This is a genomic window from Thioalkalivibrio nitratireducens DSM 14787 (assembly GCF_000321415.2).
GTDB classification, from domain to species: domain Bacteria; phylum Pseudomonadota; class Gammaproteobacteria; order Ectothiorhodospirales; family Ectothiorhodospiraceae; genus Thioalkalivibrio; species Thioalkalivibrio nitratireducens.
The window spans coordinates 3,378,292-3,395,527 of the sequence record NC_019902.2; the positions used below are offsets into that span (position 1 = coordinate 3,378,292).

Consider the following 17,236-nt stretch of genomic DNA (forward strand, 5'->3'; position numbering starts at 1 on the left):
TGCACGCGGGATACCTCTGCGCGCGGCGGATGGCCTGTGCCCCTCCCCCCGTACGCGGGCCCAGAACCGCCGCCGGTTCAGACCGCAAACGGGTCACGCAGCACGATGGTCTCGTCGCGGTCCGGCCCGGTGGAGATCATGTCGATCGGCACACCGACCACGCTGCTCAGCCGTTCCAGGTAACGTTGCGCGTTGGCCGGAAGATCATCGTACTGCCGGATCCCGAGAGTCGACTCCTGCCAACCTGGCATCTCCTCGTAGATCGGCTCGCACGCCGAGTAGGCCTCGGCCCCTGCCGGAGGAATCTCCATGACCTCGCCATTGCAACGGTAGCCGATGCAGATCTGCAGGTTCTCCAGGCCGTCGAGCACGTCCAGCTTGGTGATGCACAGCCCGCTGATACTGTTGATCTCGACCGCCCTGCGCAGCGCCACCGCGTCGAACCAGCCACAGCGGCGCGGGCGGCCGGTGGTGGATCCGAACTCGTTCCCGCGCGTGGCCAGATGCTCGCCCATGCTGTCGAACAGCTCGGTCGGGAACGGTCCCGCCCCGACCCGCGTCGTGTAGGCCTTGGTGATCCCGAGGATGTAATCGAGGTGCCGCGGACCCACGCCGGACCCGGTCGATGCCCCACCGGCGGTGGTGTTCGAGGAGGTCACGAACGGGTAGGTTCCGTGGTCGATGTCGAGCAGGGCGCCCTGCGCCCCCTCGAACATCACATCCTTGCCCTCGGCGCGCAGCGTATGCAACCGCCCGGCGACGTCGGTCACCAGCGGCGCGAGCCGCTCCGCCTGCGCGAGGCTCTCGTCCAGCACCGACTGGAAATCGATAGTATCGGCGTGGAAGTAGTGCTTCAGCGCGAAGTTGTGGTAGTCGAGCACTTCGCCCAGCTTGGCCGCGAAGCGCTCGCGATGAAACAGGTCGCTCAGCCGCAGCCCGCGGCGGGCCACTTTGTCTTCATACGCGGGACCGATCCCCCGGCCGGTCGTGCCGATTGCGGCCTTGCCACGCGCTTTCTCGCGGGCATGGTCCAGTGCCACGTGGTGCGGCAAGATCAACTGGCAGGACTCGGACAGCCGGAGCCGTTCGGCCACCGGAACCCCGCGTGCCTCGAGCATCTCGATTTCATCGAGCAGCGCGGACGGTGACAGCACGACCCCGTTGCCGACCATGCATTCGACCCGGGAACGCAGGATGCCAGAAGGGATCAAATGCAGCACGGTCTTGTGCCCCCCGATCACCAGCGTGTGTCCAGCGTTGTGCCCCCCCTGGAAGCGCACGACCGCAGCGGCATTCTCGGTCAGCAGGTCGACGATCTTCCCCTTGCCCTCGTCGCCCCACTGACTGCCCAGAACCACAACGAAACGTCCCATACCTAAGATTCCTCGACAGTCCAGACCTCGCCGCGCTTCTGCAGGCGCGGGACCTCGGTCAATGTATCCGTAGATTCACCCGCAAGCACACGGCGCACCCGGACCCCCCGGGCGCGCAGTTCCGCGATCGCGGCTTCCAGCCCGGCATCCCCCTCCGCCGGTGCCAGCACATGATCGGGTGCACGATCCGCCGGCACGGGCACCAGCCGGATCAGCTGCTTGAGATCGGTACTGAAACCGGTAGCCGCCCGCGCGCGGCCGAATACCCGGCCGATGTGATTGTAACGCCCGCCCCGGGCGATCTCCTGCCCGGAACCCGGCACGAACGCGGCGAACACCAGCCCGGTATGGTAGGAGTATCCGCGCAGTTCGCCGAGATCCACGTGGATGTCCAGCCCCGGCCGAGCCGCATGCAAGCGTTCGACCACGGCGGCAAGGTGCTCGAGCGCGGCCGCCACCTGCACCGGAGCCGCGGCCAGCACGCTCCGAGCCTCGGTCAGCACCTCCGGCCCGCCGTTCAGATCGACCAGCGCCCGGAGCTGGCGCGCGACCTCGGCATCGAGGCGCCATTCGGCCAGCATCTGCTCGATCTCGGGGAGCGCCTTGCGCTGCAGCAACTCGAAGAACCCGGCCTCCTGCGCCGGGTCGAGTCCAGCCATGCGCGCCAGGGAACGGTAGATGTCGACATGACCGAGATCGATGCTCGGCTCGCGGACCCCGGAGCGCTCCAGCGTGGCCAGCATCAGACGAATGATCTCGACATCGCTATCCAGACCGTCGTGCCCGAACAGCTCGGCTCCGGCCTGCAGCGGACTACGCGAACCCGACCACTCGTCGGCCCGGGTGCGCAGCACCGTGCCGACGTAGCACAAGCGCGTCGTTCCGGGCTCCCGCAGGCGGTGGGCGTCGATCCTTGCGACCTGCGGGGTCAGGTCCGCGCGCACGCCCATCAGCTTGCCGGTGAGCTGGTCGGTCAGCTTGAACGTCTGCAGGTCCAGTTCCCGGCCGGTGCCGATCAGCAGGGAGTCCAGGTACTCCGCCATCGGCGGCATCACCAGATCGTAGCCCCAGACATCGAACTGGTCGAGAATGGCACGGCGCAGATGTTCCAGGCGCCGGGCCGCGGCCGGCAGGGCCTCCTCGAGGCCATCCGGCAGCAACCACCGGTTCACTTCGTCCATCGTATTTCCCGTGTGAATCATGGTTCAGCCGCGCACCCAGGCCAGCAACGCAAGACCGAGCAGCATGGAGATCAGCCCGAACAGCCTGAGCGTTCCCTCCGGCAGACGGGCGATCTCGAGCAAGTACTCCCGGTACCGGCGCGGTACCAGAAACGGCAGCAGCCCCTCAAGAACAAGCAGCAGCGCGAGCGCTGCTGCCAGGTCCGACCACATGGCTCAGACCGCTGCCGTCAGGGCTGCAGCGGCGCGCGATCCCGCGATCCCAGGGGATCCTGGAAATAGCGGAAGAACTCCGACGACGGTTCCAGCACGAAGGTGTTGCGATCGCCGGTCAGCGAACTGCGGTAAGCGAGCAGGCTCCGGTAGAACCGGAAGAAGTCCTCGTCCGCTCCGAACGCCTCGCCCAGGATTTCCGTAGCCCGCGCATCGCCGGCACCCCGGATCTCTTCGGACTCCCGATAGGCATTCGCCAGGATGACCGTCCGGTCGCGGTCGGCCCGGGACCGGATGCGCTCGGCTTCCTCCTGACCACGTGCCCGGAAGTCCTGGGCCACGCGTTGCCGCTCGGCGCGCATGCGATCATACACCGATTCCGAAACCTCGTCCGGGAGGTCGATGCGCCGAATGCGGACGTCGACCAGGTTCACGCCGAGTTCGCGCGCGGTTCCCCGGGCCACGTCACGCACCGCGCCCATGATCGTCGTGCGCTCACCGGAGACCACCTCGGCCAGCTCGTAACGCGCGAACTCGTTGCGCATCCCGTCACGCAGGATCTGCGCCAGCCGTTCCTCGGCGTTGCGCTCGTCGCCGCGCGTGGCCCGGTAGAACTGGCCGGTGTCGTGAATCTGCCACTTGGCGTAGAAGTCGACGATGACGTTCTTCGCCTCGCTGGTCAGGAACCGGTCGGGCGGGATATTCAGCGTCATGATGCGCTTCTCGAAGGTGCGCACGTTGTTGATCAGCGGGAACTTGAAGTGCAGCCCCGGCTCCAGGTCGAGCTTGCGCACCTCACCCAGCGAGAACAGGATAACCCGCTCGCGCTCGTCTACGGTGTAGGTGGACAAGGCGACTACGATCACCGCGACGACCGCGGCTATTGCTGCTATGCGAAACATCAGCGTACCTCCCGAGCACGCGGATCAGGCCGGGTCGTACCCAGGCGATTGACCGTGCCGCCCGGCACGCTGGGGCTGAACACACCGCGCGTCGTATCCAGCGGCTGCGGAGCGTCGGCCGGCGCGGTGCCGGGAGTGGTGCCCTTCAGCAACTGATCCAGCGGCAGCAGCGTCAGGTTGTGGCTGGAGCCGATGTCCAGCAGCACCTTGTTCGATCCCTGGAACACCGCCTCGACCATCTCCAGGTACAGGCGGTCGCGGGTCACGCTCGGCGCGACCTGGTACTCGGCCAGCAACTGGGTGAAGCGCGCGGCATCACCCTCGGCCCTCGCGATCACCTGGTCGCGGTAGGCCTCGGCCTCTTCGAACACCCGCGCCGCTTGCCCTCGGGCACGCGGGATCAGACCGTTCGCGTAGGCCTCGGCCTCGTTGCGGAACCGGGCCTCGTCCTCGCGCGCGCGGATCGCATCGGCGAAGGACTCCTGCACCGGCTCGGGCGGCTGCGCCTGCTGCATCGACGTCGCCGTGATGATGATACCGGCGCCCTGCGAACCGGGCGGCCCGTAGGAGTCCAGCGCCTGCTGCAGGGTCTCGCGGGCACTCAACGCGATCTCGCCACGGCCCTCGCCCAGGATGTAGTCGAGGTTGTGCTTGCCCACACGCTCGCGGATCGCGGATTCCATCGCCTGCTGCACCGTGGCATCCGGATTGCGGACGTTGAACTTGAAGTCACGCAGATCCTTCACGCGGTACTGCACCGCGATATCGACGTCGATGATGTTCTCGTCCGCCGTCAGCATCAGCGCGCGGTTCTGCAGCGTGCGAATGTTGTCGACGTTCTCGATCTCGACGCGCTCGATCGGATACGGCAGGTGCCAGTGCGGCCCGGGCATCGATTCCTTCTGGAAGGCACCGAAACGGAAGACGATCCCGCGATCGCCTTCGCTGACGATGTAGAAACCCGACGCCAGCCACACCACCACCGCGATGATCACCGCCAGGCTGGCCACGGCCTTCGAGTGACGGCCCATGCCGCCGCCACCGTCGGAGCCGCCGCTGCCCCCACCGCCGAAGATCCCGCTCAGCTGCTGGGAAAGCTTGCGCATCATCTCTTCGAGATCGGGCGGCCGCTGACCACCGCCACCGCCGCCACCGCGCGGCCCACCGCTCCAGGGGTCGCGCTGATTGTTTCCTGGTTCGTTCCAGGGCATCTAAAAACTCCGCTGTTGTACCAACCGGTAGGAACGCAAACCCGGCCGTTGGTTCCGGCGAGGGTCACGCAGAACCGAGCATTCTAGGTACCCCCTTCCCATCGAGCAACCCCTGGCCCCGGCCTCCGGGTCCTGCAGACCGGCACGCGGCCGCGGCAGGCAGTGGTCCGATTCAGTCCACGTAGCTGGCGTACCGCGGTTGGTACATCTGTTCCTGCATGAACGCACGCAAATCCGCCGGGCGGTCGATCCCGGCCAGCCCCTCGGAGAACGCGATCCCGGCCACCGCGGCGGCGATGTCCGCCGAGACCTCGCGCACCCGCGACAACGCTGGAAACAGGCTGCCCTGTGCGAGATCGTCTTCGCCGACCGCATCGGCAAGGGCTTGGGCCGCGACCGAGAACATCGAATCGGTGACCCGCAGCGCCTGCACCGCGACCAGCCCCAGGCCGACGCCGGGAAAAATATAGGAGTTGTTCCCCTGGCGTGCCACGAAGCGGCGGCCGCCCACCTCGACCGGGTCGAACGGGCTGCCGGAGGCGAACAGCGCGCGGCCTTCGGACCAGGCGTACGCCTGTTCAGCAGTGCATTCGGCTTTCGACGTCGGGTTGGACAGCGCGAACACGATCGGGCGTTCGTTGATCTCGGCCATCGCGGTGATCACCTCGCGGTTGAACGCCTGTGCGGCGGCGCCCACGCCGATGATCGCGGTGGGTTCGAGCGTCCGCACCGCCTCGACAAAACCGGTGACCTGCGCGTGGGGGTGCGCGTACGGGCGCTTGTGCTCGATCAGGTCCGTGCGCTCGCCGACGACCAGGCCTTTCGAGTCGACCATCCAGCAGCGCCCGCGCGCCGCGACCGCGTCGAGCCCGTCGGCGACCATCGCCTGGGTCAGCAGGTCGGCGATTCCCGTGGCCGCCTCGCCGGCACCCAGGAACAGGAAAGTCTGCTCGCGGAGCGGCCGGCCGGTCACCCGCAGCGCCGAAAGGATTCCCGCCAGCGTGACCGACGCCGTGCCCTGGATGTCGTCGTTGAAGCAGCAGATGCGCTCGCGGTAGGCACGCAGCAGGCGGAAAGCATTGTGGTTCGCGAAGTCCTCGAACTGCACGACGATGCCCGGAAACACCTCTTGGCTGGCCGCGATGAACTCGGCCATCAGATCGTCGTAGGCCGGGCCGGTAAGCCGGCGCTGCCGCAGTCCGAGATAGAGCGGGTCCTCGAGCAGCGACTCGTTGTTGGTGCCGACATCGAGCATCACCGGCAGGCAACGGCGGGGGTGTACCCCGGCGCAGGCGGTATACAGGGCCAGCTTCCCGGTCGGAATCCCCATGCCGCTGGCCCCGAGGTCGCCCAGCCCGAGAATGCGTTCGCCGTCGGTGACCACGATGATGCGGGCATCGCGGTAGGGCCAGTTGCGCATGATCTCCGCCACCCGGCCCCGGTCCTTGCCGGAGATGTACAGGCCGCGCGGGCTGCGGTAGATGTGTCCGTACTGCTGACAGGCAACCCCAACGGTCGGCGTGTAGATCACCGGCATGGTTTCGTCCGGATGCTCCATGATCACTCGGAAGAACAGCGCCTCGTTCCGGTCATGCAGGCTCTCGAGCATGATGTAGCGCTCGAGCGGGGAATCGAGCCGCCGGAAATTCTCGAGCACCCGGTCGACCTGTTGCTCCAGGGTGGACACGTGCGGAGGCAGCAGGCCACGCAGGCCCAGCACCTCGCGTTCCCGCTCGGTAAACGCAGAGCCCTTGTTCAGCGCCGGGTCGCGCAGCAGCGCCAGGCCTCGGGGAAACCATTCGGGAAGCGGTCCCGGCAGTACCCCGCCGGTCGTCTGCTGCGGCATCGAGGTCATCCTCGGCGGGCCGGGAACCGGGGGTTCTGGAAGCCTGCAGCGATCCGGACCCGGTGCTCCACCATCGACCTTCGCAGTATCCGGGCGCACGCCGGGCCGGGTCAACCGGTCGCACGAACCCGCGGGTGCAGCACGACCGCCGACGCAGGGGTGTAGCGCCTTCTGCGTCGGCACAAGCTACGATGACACCACACGCAGCCGCTGCGACACGCTCGAACGTCCGGAAATCGGCCCCGGCGCGGCCGGATCAGCGGCCGTACGGGGCGGTGAAGTCCAGCTCGGGACCGCGCGGGACGATACCGCTCGGGTTCAGGTTCCGGTGGCTGCCGTAGTAATGGGTCTTGATCTGGTCGAGGTTCACCGTGTCCGCGATGCCCGGAACCTGGTACAACTCGCGCGTGTACGCCCAGAGGTTCGGGTAGTCGATCAGCCGGCGCCGGTTGCACTTGAAGTGGCCGTAATACACTGCATCGAAGCGCACCAACGTGGTGAACAGCCGCCAGTCGGCCTCGGTCCGGTGCTCGCCGACCAGGTGACGCCGGCCGGAAAGGCGCTCCTCCAGCCAGTCCATCGTCTCGAACAGGCGATCGTAGGCACGGTCGTACGCGGCCTGCTCGGAGGCGAACCCGGCTCGGTAGACGCCGTTGTTCAGCGTCTCGTACACGCGCTCGTTCACCGCGTCGATCTCCGCGCGCAGCGGCGGCGGGTAGTAGTCCTCGCGCCGGCCGGTCAGCGCGTCGAAGGCAGTGTTGAACATCCGGATGATCTCGGAGGACTCGTTGTTCACGATCGTCTGGCGCTTGCGGTCCCAGAGCACGGGCACCGTCACGATACCGGTATACTCCGGCTCGGCCAGCGTGTAGGCCTGATGCAGGTATTCGAAACCGTTCACGTGATCCTCGGTACTGCCCGGATACGGGTGGAAACTCCAGCCGGGCTCGAACATGAACGGGCTGACCACCGACACCGAAACCAGGGCTTCCAGACCCTTCAGAACCCGGAAAATCAGCGTGCGATGCGCCCAGGGGCACGCCAGCGACACGTACAGGTGGTAGCGCCCGGCCTCGGCGGGAAAACCACCCTCACCACCCGGGCCCGGCGACCCGTCGGGCGTGACCCAGTGGCGGAACTGCGAGTCCTGACGCACGAACTCGCCGTCCTCTGTCTCCTCGTCGAGCCAGTCGCTTTGCAGTTTCCCACGGATCAGCAGGCTCATAACGGTCTCCTCATCGGTGGCGCAGTCGGCGCCCGGTGTTGCCGAATACGACCCGGCGCGCACCGGATCGTTGCACCCGCCGCCGGTCGGCCTTTCACTTCGGCGCCGAGTCAGCGCACAATGGCGGCCCGTCGCCATATCATCATAACCACAGGCCGGGGGAGCACAATGAACGCAGGAAGACTGAATGCCCATCGCAGCATGGGCGGCGGACTCGTCGGAACCGTCGTCGCGGTACTGGTGGTGGCCGGGCTCTACGTCGGCGGCGAATGGTTCGTGGCCCAAGACGTAAAGGCCGGACTCACCGAACTGCTGAGCGAGGGCCGCAGCCGGCAGGTCGAGATCGAGGCGGTGGGCATGGACGGCTGGCTCCTCAGCGGGAAGCGCTCGGGGAACGCGGTGGTCATCACGCCCTCGGGCGAGCGAGTGCCGGTGGAATTCTCGCTGACCGGCAACCCGATCACCGGATCCACGATCGACGTGAAGGGCGAGGAACGGCTGAGGCTGATGCTGCGCGAGCTTTTCGGCACATTGCGCTGACAGGATCAGCGCCGTCCGGGTCCGGGGCGCACCGGGAACGCGACCCGCATGGGCCCACCCGGACGGGTCCACCCGGGCGGGGCGGTTCGCGCCCCGCCAGCCGCATACAGCTGGAAGCCACCCGATCCGCGGGCCTTTTCTCCGCTCCCGGGTAGCGCCCGTATACTCCGCTGCGCACTCCACCCATCTCGCGAGGAACCTGCGATGGACGGCGGACCACCCGGCAGAGACCCGGCCCTGAACGTGCTCGGCCAGCCACTCGCGCCCTGCTCGCTGGGCGAACCGGTAACCGGCTTCTACCGCGACGGCGACTGCGCCACCGGCCCGGACGACCTCGGGCGCCACGTCGTTTGCGCACGCGTCACCGGCGAATTCCTGGAGTTCTCGAAGCGCCAAGGCAACGACCTGTCGACGCCCGTGCCGGCATTCGGCTTCCCCGGCCTGAAACCCGGCGACCGCTGGTGCCTGTGCGCAGCGCGCTGGAAGGAGGCGCTGGACGCCGGCGCCGCGCCGCGGGTGGTGCTGATGGCCACCCACCGCAAGGCCCTGGAAATCGTCGACCTCGACGACCTGAAGCGCCACGCGATCGACCTCTCCTGACCGCCGGCCCAGGGGCCGGCCCCGGCACCGGACGGCAACGAAAAGGCAGACGCATGCGCAGGACGAGCCTGCTGGGGCCCCTCGCACCCCTCACCGACGACATCGGCGGCCCGTCGCAGGCGACCGCTGCGCGCACCCTGGCCGGTCTCGGGGTCGGCATCACGGGGGGCGCGCTGTTCGCCTTCGCGGGCGCCCCGCTCGCCTGGATGCTGGGGGCTCTGATCGCGGTCACGGTCGCGAGCCTCGGCGGCGCCCGGCTCGCCATTCCCGCGCGGCTGCGTACCATGATGGTCGCGGTGCTCGGGGTCATGCTCGGTTCCGCGTTCACCCCGGAGATTGCCGACCAGATCGCTGCCTGGAGCGGCGCGGTGCTGGTGCTGCTCGGCTTTCTCGTGGTCACGATGGCGCTGGCCGTGATCTTTCTGCGGTTCGGCTTCGGGATGGACCGGATCACCGCGTACTTTTCGGGTGCGCCCGGCGGGATCACCGAGATGACCCTGGCCGGCGAATCCCACGGCGCCGACAGCCGCATCATCGCGCTGATGCACGCAACCCGGATCGTGGTCATCGTCGCGGTGATCCCGTTCCAGTTCCGTATCGTCGGGGGACTCGATGTGCCGACCCTGCCGCCAGCCGCGGCGAGCCTGCTGGAGACCCCGCTGTCCGACGGCCTGCTGATGGCGGGCTGCGCGGTGTTCGGTTACGCGGCTGCCAAATTCCTGCGCTTTCCTGCAGCGGCGCTGGTGGGCCCGATGCTGCTCAGTGCCGCGGTGCACGTGGCGGGCTGGACCGCGGCGACACCCCCGTTCGAACTGATCGCCGCGGCCCAGGTGGTCGTGGGCACCGCGCTGGGTGCGCGCTTTGCGGGTGTGTCGGTGCGGCGGGTCTGGCCCTACCTGCTGGTGGGCACCGGGTCCGCCGCGATCATGATGGCGTTATCGTGGCTGGCCGCGATCGTGTTCGCGGAGCGCGTGGGCGTGGAACCGGCCGGCCTGCTGCTGGCGCTGATGCCGGGGGGGCTGGTCGAGATGGGGCTGATCGCGCTATCGCTGGGGATCGACACGGCCATGGTCTCGACGCTGCAGGTACTGCGCATCGCCGTGATCATGCTCGCCGCACCCGCCGTCTTCATCATCGTTGACCGGTACCTCGTACACCGCTGGCGCAGCGGGCCCCGGTAAGCGACTTGCCACACAGAAACATGCACAGAAACATGAACACAACATGGGGTCACAACATGCGAACGAACATGGGGTCACAGAACGAATATGGGGTCAGGTCTCTCTCGGTAGCACGAACAACACACAACATGGGGTCAGGTCTCTCTCGGTAGCGAATATGGGGTCACAAGCGAATATGGGGTCAGGTCTCTCTCGGTAGCATTCCCACACACGACTCAATGGAATGCCACCATGCGAGACCTGACCCCAGGCACGCCCCCGACTCAATGGAATGCCACCATGCGAGACCTGACCCCAGGCACGTGCGTGACCCCAGGCACGCCCCCCAGGCATCCGGGCTCATCGTGTACACTCGGGCATTCATTTCAGCTCCCCTTACCGCGGCGATCATCCATGAGAGAACCAAGCGCACCAGAATTTCGGCAGCCCTCCCTCTGGGACTTCGACGCGTCCGTGCTTCCGCAGGATGCCTGCATCCCCGGAACGCAGGCCTTCGAGGTTGCCACAATCACCGGGCACGGTGATTTCCTTCAGGGAATGGATCCCGGCACCCGGTTTGAGCGCGCGTACCGGATGGCGCTGTCGATGGGCGAGGACCAGCCGTGAGCGCGATACCGGAGGCCTACTGGAAGATGGTTGCGCCGCTCGTCGAGCGGGCGCGGGTTCTTCTCGAGGATGGCGAGAACCTTCGCCCCATCGCCTTCGTCGGGTCGTCGGAGAAGCGAACGATCAGCATCGTTGTGCTCAACACCGCCGATGGCGACGTGCAGGACACTTCCGCCGAGCAGGTGCGCCGCGCGGCATCCCGGGAGGATGCGGACTTCGTCTTCACAATCATGGAAGCCTGGGGGCTGCCACCGGAAAAGGCGGGCAAGTACCAGGCCATCCTGGAACAGTACGGATCGATCGAGACGTCGCCCTATGCCGTCGATCTCGTTTCATTCGCGCTGGAAACCCGCCAGGGATCTTGGGTCGCGCAGGTCCAAGTAAAGCCGAAGGGTATCTCGAAGCGGAAGAAGACCTTCGACGAGCCGCGCTTCCGGCTCTTCACCGAGTCCGCGGACAGGTTCGCGGCACTACTGCCGCATCGAGCAGAAGGCAGCGATGGCGGCAGCACACTGCACTGATCCCGACGATCGCCCCAGAAAGGTACCAGAGGGTCAGGTCTCGCCTTGTACTCGGCGCCAGCACCCGGCTTCGGATTCACCTGCCTGAAACCGGGCGACTGCTGGTACACCTATGCCTCCGCAGGGCGGAAGGAAGTGCCGGACGCCGGTGGCGCGCCTGGCAGTCTTCATGGCCACCTGCCGCAGGTCCTGCAAATGGTCCACCTCGACGACCTGAAACGCCGCCCGATCGACCTCTCGTGCCCCCCGCGCCGTATTGGCGGCGCGACACGCGTCCGGTGCCTGTGCGGGGTGTGGCACCCGTGTCCAGGCAGCGAAATGTGTGACCCGCGCGACTGGGGCTGACTCCACCCGAACAGGCATACCTGTCGGCTGCGATCCGTGCGACCCGCGCGACCGGGCCTGATTCCCCTACGCGCCAGGCGCGCCGAACAACCCGACCAGGGATGGCGACAGCACGAAGTCGAACGATGCCACGAGTTCCGCGACGGGGTCTTCCACGGGCTGGAAGTCCGCCAACAGCAGCGGGTGCAGGTGCTCCGGAACCTGGCGGAACAAGGCATCGTCCGCGTTGCGCGGTTCGCCCGCCACGTAGATCTGGGTGACGAACGGCGAGTCACCCTCCCGGAAGACCGCCGCGTGGATGTGCGGCGTGCGGCCGGGGTAGGGAACAGGCCGGATGATGCGGAAGCGGTAGCGGCCCTCGGCGTCCGTCACCGTATGGCCGAAGCCCTGGAAGTTCGGGTCCGCCGGCGCAGTGTGCCGATCGCGCGGGTGCCGATACCGTCCGTTCGCATCGCACTGCCAGATCTCCACACGAACGCCCGCGAGCGGCCGCCCGTCCACCTCCATCACCCGCCCGGACAGATCGCTGATCCGGCCCGCAGCCCGCTCGGACCGGCCGGCGACCCGGGTTAGATCGTTGTCCTTGTGCAACGGGGGCGTCACCGGGTAGAACGGCCCGGCCGCCTGCCCCGGGGTCAGGACACGCTGCGCAGCCCCCAGCGGCAGCGACAGCAGCGCCGCGCCTCCGCCCAGAACCAGCCGCCGGCGCACTCTCGCATGATGGGACATCGGTCATCCTCCTGAATGATGGTTCATGCGGTTCCGACACCGAACCGCGTCGCGAATTCATCGCCCGGAACGACAGGACCCTTTGTTCAGCGTTTCCCTAGCGGCAGAACGGAGCAAACTGGTAGAAACGCCGGCAACGGAACTCGGATTCGCAGGCATCCAGCTGGCTCCGGTAGCGGGCGGCGCGCTGGGCGACCTGGCGTGCCGCCCGCTGTACCCCGGGCTTGCCGCGCCAGGTACCGCGATTGTAGCCACCCTGGCCCTCGTGATAGGCGAGATAGAGGTGCTCGGCGTTTTGCAGCGACACCCCGGTCATCCGGTTCGTGCGCACGTTGTACCAGCCGATGAAGTCGGTGGCATGCTTCATGTGTGTGCGCCGCGCAGTCAGGCTGCCGGCCTCCGCGCGATACTCGCCCCAGACCGGATCCTGCGCCTGCGCGTACCCGTAGGCCGAAGAGGGACGACTCCAGGGAATGATCCCGAGCAGACGCTTGCGATCCGGCCGCACATGGCTGCGGAACGACGACTCCTGCTGGATGAAGGCCATCTGGATCGCGATCGGCGTACCCCACTCCCGCGCGGAATCCCGGGCATAGTCATACCAGCGCGGATGCTCGCTAAAGATCTCGCACAGGTTGTCCTGCTGGGGCGGCGGAGCGGGTCCAAGCGTCGCACAACCGGCAATCGTGAGCCCGATCAGCCCCAGGACGAGCAGCGTACGAACCATGGTGGCCCTGCGTGGAAATTGCATCTGCATGGTCCCGCTGCGTCTGGAGGCCTGCCTTCAGCTTACCAAGCCGGCGCTCGGATGCACCACGGGGCGATAACCGCGGGCGAGGACGTTCGCCACCGAGGTGTGGGCACCACCAGGACAGTACCGACTGGGCGATCCAACCCGGACATGGCATCCGCTTATTGACATTGAATGTACATCGGATATTTTCTAGCCGCATGTACGAACCGGCCAGGATCGAATGGGACGACGAGAAGAATCAAAGGCTGCTGGATGAACGCGGCATCGGCTTCGAGGATGTGCTGGAAGCGATCGAAAGCGGTCGCATCCTGGCTGACGAGGCTCACCCCAACCCCTCCCGGTACGGTCATCAGCGCATACTGGTCGTTGAGATCAGCGGTTACGCCTGTGTCGTACCCTACGTTCAGGAAGGCAACCGGCGGTTCCTGAAGACCATCTACCGGAGCCGGATCTACCAGAAGAAATACCTGCTGAGACGAGAAGCATGAAGAAAGCCAAGCACACGGGCCATGACGCGCCGTTCCTGGACGACGAGGAGCGAACCGTGATCGAGGCCGCAGAACGCGGTGAGTTCCAGTCGGACCCCGACCGCGCCGCACGGGTCGCCGAATGGCAGACAGTCGCCTCCGATACGTCGAGGAAGCGAGCCATCACCGTCCGCCTCCAGGAACGCGACATCCAGCGCATCAAGGCCATCGCGCTGCGCAAGGGCATGCCCTACCAGACGCTGGTGAGTTCGATCATCCATCAGTACGCATCGGGAACACTGAAGGAAACGGACTGAAGTCCTGCGCGACCCGGTACCGCGGCCACCCTGCACGCGCTCGAGCGGTTATCGGAACACCTCGTCCAGCGTCGCTGCGGTGAGCACACGCTCGGACCAACGCAGCAACGTATCGGCATCCGCAGATGAGCACGGTCATGGCTGCTGATGGGATTTGCGGCTGGAATGATCAGGCAGCGTGAGGTTTGAGGGGGGATCCCCCTCGGGGAGCTTGAACAAACGCGCCCTTCGGGGGAGTCTCTGGTTACCACGCCAAGAGACGCTCACAGTGTGCCACGTTCCGTTGTCCGATCCCCAGTTTTTCCGCTTTCTGACCTACATCGATGAGACCGTGGCGGCTGAGGTCCAGGCGGCGGGGTGTCCGTACTGTGGCGGTGCCTTGCATCAGGCGAACTATCCGCGCAAGCCGCGTGGCTGTCCGGGTGCGTTCCGCGTGGAGTATTCGACCCGGCTGAGTTTTTGCTGTCATCAGTGTCGGCGCCGGACCACCTCGAGGTCGGTGCGGTTCCTGGGGCGGCGGGTGTGGTTGGGCTGGGTGGTGGTGTTGGGGTCGACCCGGGTGGGCGAGCGGACCCCGGCGGCATCCGCACTGTGTGAAGCGTTGTCGATTCCCTGGCGGACTCTGGCGCGGTGGCGCCGGTGGTGGCGCGAAGGCTTTGCGCAGAGTGCGGTGTGGCAGGTGCTGGGTGCGCGGTTCCTGCCGCCGGTGGCGGTGGTACGGTTGCCGGCCGGTCTTCTGGAGCGCATCCCGGGCCAGGGGCAGGCACCGTTGCTTGCGTTACTGACGTGGCTCTGGCCGCTCACGGTCACGGCTCCCGAGGGGCGCTGAGTTTCCGCAGAGGATGTCAATAGGCAGAGCCGAGCGTAACAAATAGCCTCCTCAGGAGGGTGGTACCGCCGGTACCGCCGACACTGGGAGAAGGCTTTTGACCACAGGCAACGATCCACGCCACCGCGATCGCTGGGCGCGGCTGCGCTTCTCGATCATTGGTCCTTTGTTCGCGGCGCCACCCCAGCCGGGTGCGTTGCAAGCGGCGCTGGCAGCACTGGCCGAACGCGACTGGCGGCATCCGGTCACCGGAGGCCCTGTGCGCTTCGGCGTGTCGACGCTAGAGCGCTGGTACTACGCGGCCCGCGCGGCCACCGATCCGGTGGCCGCCTTGCGCAACCGGCGCCGGCCCAAGGGCCACTTCATGGCCCTGACGCCGGTAGTGATCGAGACCCTGGTGCAGCAGTACCGGGAGCATCCCGGCTGGACCGCGCAGTTGCACTTCGACAACCTGTGTGCGGCCTTCGCCGGCTGCACGGAGGGGATGCCCTCGTACGCCACGGTGCGGCGGTACCTGAAGGCGCACGGGATGCACCGTCAGGCGCGTCCGCGCCGGGATACTGAAGGGGCCGAGCGGGCCCGTGACCGGTTCGAACGGCTCGAGGTACGCAGCTACGAGCTGGAGCATGTCGCGGCCCTGTGGCATCTGGACTTCCATCACGGCTCGCGCAAGGTGCTGACCCGGGACGGAACCTGGGCCAAGCCGTATCTGCTCGGCATCCTGGACGATCGCTCGCGCCTGATCTGCCATCTCCAGTGGTACCTGGACGAGAGCGCCCAGGGTCTGGTGCACGGCCTGTCGCAGGCGTTCATGAAGCGCGGCCTGCCGCGGGCCTTGATGACCGACAATGGCGCTGCGATGCTGGCCGAGGAAACCGTCGCCGGACTGCAACGCCTGGGCGTGCTGCACCAGACCACGCTACCGTATTCTCCGCATCAAAACGGTAAGCAGGAGTCCCTCTGGGGACGTATCGAAGGCCGTCTGCTGCCGATGCTGGAAGGGCACACGCCACTCACCCTGGAGGTGCTGAACCAGGCCACGCAGGCCTGGGCCGAGCAGGAGTACCACCGCACTCACCACAGTGAACTCGGCACCACCCCGCTGCAACGCTATCTGGCCGGACCCAACGTACGCCGGGACTGCCCGCCGGTCGCGGCCCTGGCCGACGCCTTCCGCATCGAGGTCACCCGCCGCCAGCGGCGCTCCGACGGCACCGTCTCGCTGGACGGGCAGCGCTTCGAAATCCCCGCCCGCTACCAGCACCTCGACCGGGTGCACCTGCGTTACGCGCGCTGGGATCGCAGTCGCGTCGATCTGGTCGATCCGCACACCGGCACCCTCCTGTGCCCGGTGCTGCCGCTCGACAAGTCCGCCCACGCCCACGGCCAACGCCGCACCCGACCCCCTGCCACGCCCCCGCTGGATCCGCTGCCGCCCTCGGGCATGGCGCCATTGTTACGCCAGCTGCTCGCCGACTACGCCGCCACCGGTCTGCCGCCAGCCTATCTGCCGATCCCCGAGGAGGACGACGCATGAACCCGAAATTACTCGCCCTCTACGGGCTGAAGTGGAACCCGTTCGCCACCGAAATCCCGATCGAGGCACTCTATGTGCCAGCACGGGTCGAGGACTTCTACTGGCGCATCGAGCAGGGACTGATCCGGGAAGGTGGCTTCGCCATGGTCCACGGCGACCCCGGCACCGGCAAAAGCGCCGTCCTGCGCCTGATCGCGGAACGCCTGGCACGGCTGCCCGACCTCACCGTCGCCGCGATCCATCACCCGCAGAGCCATCTCGCCGACTTCTACCGCGAGATGGGTGATCTCTTCGGCGTGCCCCTGCGCCCGCACAACCGCTGGGGTGGCTTCAAGGCTCTGCGCGAGAACTGGTTCGCCCACCTGGACACCACGCGCCGGCGCGCCGTGCTCCTGATCGACGAAGCCCAGGAAATGAGCCCCGCGGTCCTGTCCGAACTGCGCCTGATGGCCAGCGCCCGGTTCGACTCCCAGACCCTCCTGTGCGTGGTCCTCGCCGGCGACGCCCGCCTGCCCGAAAAGCTGCGCCGCGAGGAACTCATCCCGCTCGGCTCGCGCATCCGCACCCGCCTGGTCACCGAAGCCGCCAGCCGCGACGAACTCCAAGCCTGCCTGCAACACCTGCTCGACACCGCCGGCAACGCCAGCCTCATGACCCCCGCGCTCCAGCACACCCTCTGTGACCACGCCGTCGGCAACTACCGGATGCTCACCACCCTGGCCGCCGAACTGCTCGCCGTCGCCGCCCAACGCGACCTGCCGCAGCTCGACGAAAAACTCTACCTCGACGTCTTCGCCCCCAACGAAAAACCCATCCCGCGCCGCGCCGCCGCACGCCGCTGAAACCCTCTGGAGACCCT

General features: G+C 67.1%; 19 protein-coding genes. 10 read left to right on the top strand and 9 right to left on the bottom strand.

Annotation, left to right across the window (positions count from 1 at the left end; genetic code table 11):
- Positions 1 to 77: 77 nt before the first annotated feature.
- From TVNIR_RS15430 to TVNIR_RS15460, 7 genes are all read right to left on the bottom strand, one after another.
- Positions 78 to 1,373 carry an adenylosuccinate synthase gene (locus TVNIR_RS15430; RefSeq protein WP_015260005.1) on the bottom strand — a complete coding sequence of 432 codons (1,296 nt, stop codon included), beginning with the start codon at positions 1,371 to 1,373 and terminating at the stop codon, positions 78 to 80.
- Positions 1,374 to 1,375: 2 nt separating this feature from the next.
- Positions 1,376 to 2,554, bottom strand: a complete 1,179-nt coding sequence (locus tag TVNIR_RS15435; protein ID WP_015260006.1) for an ATP phosphoribosyltransferase regulatory subunit — start codon at positions 2,552 to 2,554, stop codon at positions 1,376 to 1,378.
- Positions 2,555 to 2,578: 24 nt separating this feature from the next.
- Positions 2,579 to 2,767: a DUF2065 domain-containing protein gene (locus TVNIR_RS15440; RefSeq protein ID WP_006745897.1), complete on the bottom strand. Its 189-nt coding sequence runs from the start codon at positions 2,765 to 2,767 to the stop codon at positions 2,579 to 2,581.
- A 17-nt stretch (positions 2,768 to 2,784) separates the two neighbouring features.
- A complete protein-coding gene (hflC, locus tag TVNIR_RS15445; RefSeq protein ID WP_015260007.1) occupies positions 2,785 to 3,669 on the bottom strand; it encodes a protease modulator HflC in 885 nt (294 codons plus the stop codon).
- Complete coding sequence (hflK, locus tag TVNIR_RS15450) at positions 3,669 to 4,880, bottom strand: FtsH protease activity modulator HflK (RefSeq protein WP_015260008.1); 1,212 nt, start codon at positions 4,878 to 4,880, stop codon at positions 3,669 to 3,671. Before hflK ends, hflC begins: the two co-directional genes overlap by 1 nt.
- A 172-nt stretch (positions 4,881 to 5,052) precedes the next feature.
- Positions 5,053 to 6,726, bottom strand: a complete 1,674-nt coding sequence (locus TVNIR_RS15455) for an NAD-dependent malic enzyme (RefSeq protein ID WP_157092289.1) — start codon at positions 6,724 to 6,726, stop codon at positions 5,053 to 5,055.
- Positions 6,727 to 6,982: 256 nt separating this feature from the next.
- Positions 6,983 to 7,951, bottom strand: a complete 969-nt coding sequence (locus TVNIR_RS15460; RefSeq protein ID WP_015260010.1) for a glutathione S-transferase family protein — start codon at positions 7,949 to 7,951, stop codon at positions 6,983 to 6,985.
- A gap of 168 nt (positions 7,952 to 8,119) precedes the next feature.
- Here TVNIR_RS15460 and TVNIR_RS15465 point away from each other — a divergent pair, with 168 nt between their 5' ends.
- The 5 genes from TVNIR_RS15465 (at position 8,120) to TVNIR_RS15485 (ending at position 11,399) form a co-directional block, all read left to right on the top strand.
- A complete protein-coding gene (locus TVNIR_RS15465; protein ID WP_157092290.1) occupies positions 8,120 to 8,491 on the top strand; it encodes a hypothetical protein in 372 nt (123 codons plus the stop codon).
- Positions 8,492 to 8,695: 204 nt separating this feature from the next.
- Entirely contained in the window at positions 8,696 to 9,091 is a 396-nt protein-coding gene (locus tag TVNIR_RS15470; RefSeq protein WP_015260012.1) for a DUF2237 family protein, read from the top strand.
- Between the two features lie 53 nt (positions 9,092 to 9,144).
- The gene (locus TVNIR_RS15475) at positions 9,145 to 10,272 is read left to right on the top strand and encodes an AbrB family transcriptional regulator (RefSeq protein ID WP_015260013.1); all 1,128 of its coding nucleotides are present in this window, start codon (positions 9,145 to 9,147) and stop codon (positions 10,270 to 10,272) included.
- Positions 10,273 to 10,665: 393 nt separating this feature from the next.
- Positions 10,666 to 10,878, top strand: coding sequence for a hypothetical protein (locus TVNIR_RS15480; protein WP_043739824.1), 213 nt, complete (start codon positions 10,666 to 10,668; stop codon positions 10,876 to 10,878).
- A 26-nt stretch (positions 10,879 to 10,904) separates the two neighbouring features.
- The gene (locus tag TVNIR_RS15485; RefSeq protein ID WP_237251653.1) at positions 10,905 to 11,399 is read left to right on the top strand and encodes a hypothetical protein; all 495 of its coding nucleotides are present in this window, start codon (positions 10,905 to 10,907) and stop codon (positions 11,397 to 11,399) included.
- A 411-nt stretch (positions 11,400 to 11,810) separates the two neighbouring features.
- Here the strand turns inward: TVNIR_RS15485 and TVNIR_RS15490 are convergent, their stop codons facing one another.
- Together TVNIR_RS15490 and TVNIR_RS15495 are read right to left on the bottom strand one after the other, a co-directional pair.
- Positions 11,811 to 12,473, bottom strand: a complete 663-nt coding sequence (locus tag TVNIR_RS15490) for a dioxygenase family protein (RefSeq protein ID WP_015260016.1) — start codon at positions 12,471 to 12,473, stop codon at positions 11,811 to 11,813.
- A gap of 97 nt (positions 12,474 to 12,570) precedes the next feature.
- The gene (locus TVNIR_RS15495; protein WP_015260017.1) at positions 12,571 to 13,200 is read right to left on the bottom strand and encodes a transglycosylase SLT domain-containing protein; all 630 of its coding nucleotides are present in this window, start codon (positions 13,198 to 13,200) and stop codon (positions 12,571 to 12,573) included.
- A 224-nt stretch (positions 13,201 to 13,424) separates the two neighbouring features.
- On the opposite strand from TVNIR_RS15495, the gene TVNIR_RS15500 reads away from it, so the two are divergent.
- The 5 genes from TVNIR_RS15500 to TVNIR_RS15520 all read left to right on the top strand — a co-directional run bounded on the left by TVNIR_RS15500 (position 13,425) and on the right by TVNIR_RS15520 (position 17,219).
- On the top strand, positions 13,425 to 13,715 hold the full coding sequence (locus TVNIR_RS15500; protein WP_006745909.1) for a DUF4258 domain-containing protein: 291 nt from the start codon (positions 13,425 to 13,427) through the stop codon (positions 13,713 to 13,715).
- Positions 13,712 to 14,011 (top strand): hypothetical protein, encoded by a 300-nt coding sequence (locus TVNIR_RS15505; RefSeq protein WP_015260018.1) that lies wholly within the window; start codon positions 13,712 to 13,714, stop codon positions 14,009 to 14,011. The genes TVNIR_RS15500 and TVNIR_RS15505 overlap by 4 nt, the downstream gene beginning before the upstream one ends.
- 283 nt (positions 14,012 to 14,294) lie before the next feature.
- Positions 14,295 to 14,840: a hypothetical protein gene (locus TVNIR_RS20060; protein WP_237251654.1), complete on the top strand. Its 546-nt coding sequence runs from the start codon at positions 14,295 to 14,297 to the stop codon at positions 14,838 to 14,840.
- A 97-nt stretch (positions 14,841 to 14,937) separates the two neighbouring features.
- On the top strand, positions 14,938 to 16,377 hold the full coding sequence (locus TVNIR_RS15515; RefSeq protein WP_015256992.1) for an IS481-like element ISTni2 family transposase: 1,440 nt from the start codon (positions 14,938 to 14,940) through the stop codon (positions 16,375 to 16,377).
- Positions 16,374 to 17,219, top strand: a complete 846-nt coding sequence (locus TVNIR_RS15520) for an ExeA family protein (RefSeq protein WP_015256993.1) — start codon at positions 16,374 to 16,376, stop codon at positions 17,217 to 17,219. Before TVNIR_RS15515 ends, TVNIR_RS15520 begins: the two co-directional genes overlap by 4 nt.
- Positions 17,220 to 17,236 lie beyond the last annotated feature (17 nt).